This window comes from Yoonia sp., assembly GCF_046292185.1.
GTDB lineage: Bacteria > Pseudomonadota > Alphaproteobacteria > Rhodobacterales > Rhodobacteraceae > Yoonia.
Map to the genome: position 1 here is coordinate 36,581 of NZ_JBKBQY010000017.1, position 6,892 is coordinate 43,472.

The 6,892-nt window shown below is 65.0% G+C and carries 5 protein-coding genes; 2 read left to right on the forward strand and 3 right to left on the reverse strand.

Annotated features, from left to right (window positions below; all coding sequences use genetic code 11):
- Positions 1 to 2: 2 nt before the first annotated feature.
- Both ACK4TM_RS05085 and ACK4TM_RS05090 read right to left on the reverse strand, forming a co-directional pair.
- A complete protein-coding gene (locus ACK4TM_RS05085) occupies positions 3 to 1,733 on the reverse strand; it encodes a heparinase II/III family protein (RefSeq protein WP_409697713.1) in 1,731 nt (576 codons plus the stop codon).
- A gap of 71 nt (positions 1,734 to 1,804) precedes the next feature.
- Positions 1,805 to 3,073 carry an RsmB/NOP family class I SAM-dependent RNA methyltransferase gene (locus tag ACK4TM_RS05090; RefSeq protein WP_409697716.1) on the reverse strand — a complete coding sequence of 423 codons (1,269 nt, stop codon included), beginning with the start codon at positions 3,071 to 3,073 and terminating at the stop codon, positions 1,805 to 1,807.
- A 67-nt stretch (positions 3,074 to 3,140) separates the two neighbouring features.
- Here ACK4TM_RS05090 and ACK4TM_RS05095 point away from each other — a divergent pair, with 67 nt between their 5' ends.
- Both ACK4TM_RS05095 and ACK4TM_RS05100 read left to right on the forward strand, forming a co-directional pair.
- The gene (locus ACK4TM_RS05095; protein WP_409697719.1) at positions 3,141 to 3,317 is read left to right on the forward strand and encodes a DUF1674 domain-containing protein; all 177 of its coding nucleotides are present in this window, start codon (positions 3,141 to 3,143) and stop codon (positions 3,315 to 3,317) included.
- A gap of 144 nt (positions 3,318 to 3,461) precedes the next feature.
- Entirely contained in the window at positions 3,462 to 4,571 is a 1,110-nt protein-coding gene (locus ACK4TM_RS05100) for a polysaccharide biosynthesis/export family protein (protein ID WP_409697722.1), read from the forward strand.
- 2 nt (positions 4,572 to 4,573) lie between these two features.
- On the opposite strand, the gene ACK4TM_RS05105 is transcribed toward ACK4TM_RS05100, so the two are convergent.
- Positions 4,574 to 6,763 (reverse strand): calcium-binding protein, encoded by a 2,190-nt coding sequence (locus tag ACK4TM_RS05105; protein ID WP_409697725.1) that lies wholly within the window; start codon positions 6,761 to 6,763, stop codon positions 4,574 to 4,576.
- Positions 6,764 to 6,892 lie beyond the last annotated feature (129 nt).

Here is a 6,892-nt window from a genome sequence, read left to right on the forward strand (position 1 = left end):
CTCTAGGTCTGATAAGCCTTGTCCAGCGGGTCGGCGCGGGCCAGATCCCGCACGGCAAGCGGGGTATCCTCGGCCTTTGCCAGCGACCACCTGACGCGCGTCGCATAGGCCAAAGCGCTGCCGGATAAAACCACCTGTTGCGCACTGCGCGGCTTTAATTGCCCGTTTTCAAGATAAACCGACGGGCTGACCGTCATCTGCGCCGCCCCGTCATGGTGAAACATCCAGATCTCACCGGATTTCAGCCACAGTGATACGGCGCTGTTGTCACGGGTCAGCGCACAGGTCACGTCAGGATGCAGATGGAACCGGATCGAGAAACCGATGCCAGCGCGCAGGGTGCGGTCAAAGACGCGGTCGAACTGCGCCTCGTCCTGCGGGCCAAGTGTGGTCAGCAGATCCTCTCCGGTCAGGGCGCGGCCATCGGCGGACAGGTTCAGCATGCGCGCATGGGTCAGGCCGTGACTGCGCTGATAGCCGTTATGCGACAGATCAAGCCTGCGCCCGGTGGGGTCCGCCGACACCTCGGCGCGGACGGTGCCGGGCACGTCGCTTAGCCATTCTTCCCGCGTCTGGCCCAGATTGGACGAAGACACGCCGTCCAGCCCCAGTGTCGAATGGCTTGGCGTGGCGCGGCTGGCGCGCCGCCATTCATCGCCGAACCGCGCGCCCGATCCGCAATTCACGATCAGCGGCCGCCGGCCCGATGTCAGTTCCAGCCCCAGGGTGCTGGCATGGGCATCGACGGATGCCACACCCATCGGCGGCGCTGCGGCATCGACGATCACGCTGCTGCGCGCGGCGATCAGTCTGGCATAGCCCATCGGTGTCACATGCGTGGCCGGGGTCTTGACCCCGGATGCGGCCAGCGCCGCGTCCAACTGGCCATCCCCACCGCGCCCGCCGCCATGAAACCGCGCGAGGCCACCATCTACATGGCGCAACCCGCGCAGGACAGGCACGATGCGCGCGATCGTGTCCGATATCCGCGCTGGCACCGGGCGCCCTGCGGCGGTCAGCATCTGCTGGCTGGTCGTCAGATCGCCCAGAATCGCCAGCAAGGTCGCGGGATTGCGCGTGGGGATACCGCCTGTCGCATCAATCTGGCTCTGACAGGCCACGGCCAGGGCCTTGACCGCCCCATCGACCGGCGCGGCCATGCCATCCAGCATCAACCCCGCATGGATCACCCCTGTGAGCGTCGCGATGTCATCCCCGCCGCGCTGCCAGCGCCGACCAAGGAAACGCGCCTGCCGCGCAAGGCTCTGCATGAAAGCGTCGACCGTCCGCTTATCCTGCCCGCGCAGCAGAAAATCGCTATGGCTGATCCATGCGCCCAGCCGCTTCGCGGTGATCCGGGCCTGCCAGCCGGGGCCATCGCCCGCGCCATAACGCTTGATCCAGTCAAAGACCCAACCCTGCGCCCTTGCACGCGCGGGTTCGGTGCCAAGGGCTGCCAGATCATCCAGCCAGTCGCAGCCATGCGCCGTTGCGGCGATGACGGCATCATTGGGGGCGATATCCCAGACCGACAGGGCAGGGTGGCTGAACCGCCGCCCGGAAAACAGGAACTCTCCCGCGATCAATTGCTGCCCCTTGACCACCAGCCCGATGCGCCGCGGCTCTGGCGGCATGGTAAACGCGGTCGTCACTCTGGCGCGCCCCGCGCGGCGCGCATGGTGACGATCAAGATAGGCGGCCAGTCGGTCCCGCCATGTGGTGGATTGTGCCATTGGCTGCGGCCTTGGGGTTGTGGGCGGGCTGCCCGGATTCCGGCAGACCATAGAAAAGCAATCCGGTGCTGTCACGCGGCCTTTGTCAGAACGGCGATATAGAACCCATCCATGCCACCCAGCTCAGCCCAGTGATCCGGGCGCAGGCGCAGACCGCCTTCGTCGGTGGCCCATGCGGGATCAAGGCCGGACAGGGTGACAGGGGTGATTTTCAGCCATTTATGGCGGGCCAAAGCCTCTTCTACCTGCACCTCGCCTTCGTCGGGCAGCAGCGAACAGGTGCAATAGACCAGCCGCCCGCCGGGGCGCAGCAGCGTCAGGGCATGGTCAATCAGCGCCTCTTGCTGCGCGATCAGCGCGCCGAAGTCGGACCCGTCCTTGGCATAAGGCAGATCCGGGTGCCGCCTGATCGTGCCGGTCGCCGAACAGGGCGCATCCAGCAGGACCGCATCAAAGCCCCCCTGCGTATAGTCAAACGCATCGCTGACGACAGTCCGGGCGGTCAGCCCGGTGCGGGCCAGATTCTCGCCCAGCTTGACCATCCGCTTTTCCGACAGATCAACGGCGGTGACATCGGCCCCGCCAGCGGCCAGTTGCAGGGTCTTGCCCCCCGGCGCGGCGCAAAGATCCAGCACACGCAGCCCGGCAACATCGCCCAGCAGTTTGACCGGCACGGCGGCCGCGGCATCCTGCACCCACCAGCCCCCGGCATCATACCCCGGCAGGCCGGACACCTGCCCCGCCTGCGCCAGACGGACCGATCCGGTCGGCAGCACCACACCGCCCAGCGCATCAGCCAGCGCCTGCGGATCACCCTTTGCGGTCAGATCCAGCGGTGCACCGGCGAAATGCGCGGCCTCCATCCCCGTCACCGCGTCGCGCCCCCAGGCGGCGACCAGCGGCTGGCGCAGCCAACCGGGTGTCAATGGCACGGCGCGTTTCGCCCAGGCGTCGGGCCCTTCATCGGCGATCCGGCGCAGCACGGCATTGGTCAGGCCCTTCATCGTCTGGCTGCGCTTGTGGCGGGCGACAAGCTCGACATAGGCATTGACCACGCCATGCGCAGCCTCGCCCTGCACCAGTTCGATCACGCCCAGCCGCAGCGCGTTCATCACATGATCGGTGGGGGGTTTTTTCAGATATGGTTTCAGCATCCGGTCGGCGCGGTCCAGCCCGCGCAACGCATCCGTCGCCAGCCGCTGCGCGCGGGCGCGATCATCCGGCGCAAGCTGCGCCAGCGCACCGCCTGCGATCAATTCGGGCATCAGGCGGCCCTCGGTCGTGATCTGCATCAGCAGATGATGGGCGCTGCGGCGCGGCAGCAAGCCGGTTTGGTCCATGGGGTCACTCTTGAAGCTGGGTCCCAGCGGCGTATATGAATCCATGACCGCCGACAAGGAGAGCGCCATGAGCGATGATCACCCCGCCGACCTGCCCCCCGCCGCCAAACGCGCCTTGGCCGAGGCAGAAGCGCGGCGCAAGATCGCCAAACCCGATCTGCCGCGCGAATTGGGTGGGCGCGACGGGCCTGAACCCGTGCGATACGGCGATTGGGAGAAAAAGGGCATCGCCATAGATTTCTGACGCGGTCCCCGGCCTGTGAACCACATTATGTTGCGGCCACACCACGTTGCTTATGATAAGTTTTTTGCGCAGTTGCTCTGCACAGCCGGTTCAGCCTTACTGCGATCAAAACAAAACGTTTGAGCGCAAGGGTTGAGCAGTGTGATGGTGAACAAAATTGTGGCCTTGGTGGCCTGTCTAGCGCTGGCCGGATGTGGTTTGCCGCGCGGTGCCGGTTTCCAGTCGGAAGTACTGGCCGCCGCCAATGCCAATACTGCGGCAGAGGGTGAAACACCCGTCTATGATTTTGCCGTTTATCCCGTGACGCGTGCCACCTTGCCGATGCTGCGCAGCTGGCCCAACCGGAATGTGCAGCAATTCGCGTGGTTTAATGCCGTCGCACAGCCTGCGTCACTGCTGATCGCGCCGGGCGATACCGTGCAGCTCACCATCTGGGATGCCGAAGAAAACTCGCTCCTCGCGGGGACCGGGCAACGCGCGACCCCCTTGCAACAAACCAGCGTCGGGTCCGATGGCCGTATCTTTGTGCCCTATATCGGGGAAATGCGGATCGCGGGCATGTCGCCCGAATCGGCGCGCGCCCGGATCGAAGAAGAACTGGTGCGCACGATCCCCTCTGCGCAGGTGCAACTGGTGGTCGAGGCCGGACGCAGCAATTCCGCAACCATCACCGACGGTGTGGGAGGTGTGGGCGTTTACCAGCTTCCCGACCGTAATTTCCGCGTGCTCGACCTGTTGTCGCTGGCGGGCGGGGCCAATCCGGCATTCGTGAACCCGCAGGTGCGGCTGACGCGCAGCGGACAGGTTTACGGCGTGTCGCTGACACGCCTGCTGGAACAGCCACAGCTTGATGTCGCCGTGCAGGGTGGCGACCGGCTGCGCGTCGTGTCGGATGATCGCAAGTTTCTGGCGCTGGGGGCGACCGGGTCACAGTCGCAGTTCGATTTCCCCTCAGGCGACCTGACCGCACTAGAGGCGATGGCCCTGATCGGCGGCGTGTCCGCTGCCTCGGCCAACCCCAAGGGCGTGCTGATCCTGCGTGAATACGACTTTGCCGAAGTCCGCGACGGCGTCTCTGGCCCGCCACAGGAACGGATCGTCTTTACGATTGACCTGACCACGGCGGATGGGCTGTTTTCGGCAGGCAAATTTCTGATCCAGGATGGCGACCTTGTCTATGGCACCGAAAGCCCGCTGGGTGTTGCCCTGACCGCGGTCCGCGTGGCGACAACGCTGCAATCCATCGCGAACTAGGCCTAGAACAGGGAAATATCATCGGCGAATGCCGCGAAATCGGTGACGCCATTGATCCAAAGGATATCGCCCGCGCCAAAGTCGATTATGGCGCGGTCGTTTTCCCACTGGCCATGCACCAGCAACAGATCCGCAGCCGATGTCAGCCCGGTCCACAGCCGCGCATCCAGAATGATCCGGTCAATCCCCTGGTCGAAATCAAGGATCTGATCCTCGCCCTGACTGAAAAAAAACGTATCCGCCCCCGCCCCACCGATCAGCACATCATTGCCGCGCCCCCCGGCTAGCCGGTCGTCGCCGTCGCCGCCGATCAGCAGGTCATTGCCGTCACCAGCGCGCAGATCATCATCGCCCCCGCCGCCGATCAGGATATCCGCCCCGTCACCCCCGATCAGCACGTCATTCCCGCCGCGTCCGATCAACAGGTCATCGCCGCCGTTGCCGATCAACGTATCGCCGCGATTTCCCGCGATCAGCGCGTTTTCAGCGGCCCGCCCGATCAGCGGACCCGCGGCACCGGACCCGACGACCACCGCACCATCCTGCGCCGGTTGGCCCTGCAAGACGCTGCGCAGGTCGGTGATATTGCCGCTGGTAAGCGCGCGATATCCGCTCAGCAGCGAATAGGGCCCGCCCGGATCGGCGGCAGGCGGTGCGTCAGCGCCCGTCAGATCAGGCGGCGGTCTGTCTGGGCCTGCAAAACCCGGCGTCAGTACTTCGGGCAGGCGCGACCCGCCGCCCAGCACATCCGCATTGGTCAGCAGCCGGTAATCTATCGGCGCGCCATCGGCGCTGTGAATGATCAGATCCTCGTCACCATATTGAATCCGCATCCCCGTCGCGGTCATGCTCATGGTCAGCTGGCTGATGTCGCGCAACATCGGCCAAAGCGACAGGTCCAGCCGATCCTCGCCCAGCGTGAAATCGGTGATGATATCCAATACGCCGTCGAGGGACAGGATGAACAAGTCCGCGCCCGCCCCGCCGGTCATCACATCCGATCCGGCCCCGTCGCGCAGGATATCATCGCCGTTTCCGGCCATGATCACATCATCGCCTGCGCCGCCCAGCAGAATATCATTGTCGCCGGTGCCTGCCAAACCGCCGCCCGCCTGATCCGCGATCCGCGTCTCGCCCGCAGGGACGGTGTCCAGCCGCACCTGGGTGACGCCCGGTTCGCTGCTGCTGGCGACAAAGATATCCAACCCGCCACCGCGCCCGCGCGCCGCGATGGTGCTGACATTGTCCAGCCCGATGCTAGTGGTATCCGCGATATGCGCAAGCGCCACCAATTGCCCGCCCGGCAGCAGGGTAAAGACAGATATCCCGTCATCCGCCCCGCCCGCAATCACATAGCTGCGCCCGCCTTCGGTCACGATATCCAACGCCGTCACCCCGCCAAAGCGGGTGTGGCTTGTATCCAGCAGATGGTCGCGGATGATCAGATCGCCCAGCGGCCCGATCTCGATCACGCTCAGGCTGTTGCTGCCCGCGGCGGCCAGCACGAGATAAGTGATCCCGTCCACCACCGCCGTGCCCAGCGCCGTGGGTGCCGCGATCCACAGGTTGTCCTCGGGCGACAGTGTTGCGGTTTGCGCCAACCCGCCGCCGGGTTCGGTCTGCCAAAGGGTCAATCTGTCGCTCACCTGTTCTGCCGTGACGATATAGCTGCCCGCCATCGTGATCGCAGCGACCGGTCCGTTGGTTGCGATCTGGTCTGCCTGCCCGGCAAAGGTGCCATTCACGTCGAACTGCAGCGCCGCGATGCCAGCGGTGCCAGCCATGCCACCATAGACGATCTGCCCGCCATCCGCTTGCGCGACAGCCAGCCCGTGCTGAAATCCGGCAAGGACCGGCAGCGTTTCCAGCACCTGAAATTGCCCGTTGATCAGGCCCACCTGCTGATATGCGCCATCCGCGCCGCCCCCGATCAGCAGCGACAGACCGCCCGCACCCGTCAGCGTGACGATGGACCCGGTCCCGCCCGGCAGATCGCCCCCCTCAAGCGCCAGCATGGCACCGCTGGTGATCGCGGGACCGGCGATATCCCAGCTTTGCAGCCTTCCGTCATGGCGGGTGATGCTGAAAAGCACATCCACCCCACCTGTGCAGATGATCTGCAAATCCGTGATCCGCGAATGACCCGCGTCATCTGGCGTCGTCAGATGGCGGATCGGCGTGAATATTGACATCTTCCATCCCCCCCCAGGATCGGCCTTGTCGATGTCTAAAGGGTCGCTGACAGGCGTGCCGGTCAGATGGCCGTATTGCGGCAGCCGCATGGCGTTTGGCAAGGATTTCATTCAATTGCGCTGCACTTG

What these genes read in the sequence shown, in the direction of transcription:
- ACK4TM_RS05085 (WP_409697713.1), bottom strand. Translation starts at nt 1,733, where the DNA reads ATGGCACAATCCACCACATGGCGGGACCGACTGGCCGCCTATCTTGAT.
- ACK4TM_RS05090 (WP_409697716.1), bottom strand. Translation starts at nt 3,073, where the DNA reads ATGGACCAAACCGGCTTGCTGCCGCGCCGCAGCGCCCATCATCTGCTG.
- ACK4TM_RS05095 (WP_409697719.1), top strand. Translation starts at nt 3,141, where the DNA reads ATGAGCGATGATCACCCCGCCGACCTGCCCCCCGCCGCCAAACGCGCC.
- ACK4TM_RS05100 (WP_409697722.1), top strand. Translation starts at nt 3,462, where the DNA reads ATGGTGAACAAAATTGTGGCCTTGGTGGCCTGTCTAGCGCTGGCCGGA.
- ACK4TM_RS05105 (WP_409697725.1), bottom strand. Translation starts at nt 6,763, where the DNA reads ATGTCAATATTCACGCCGATCCGCCATCTGACGACGCCAGATGACGCG.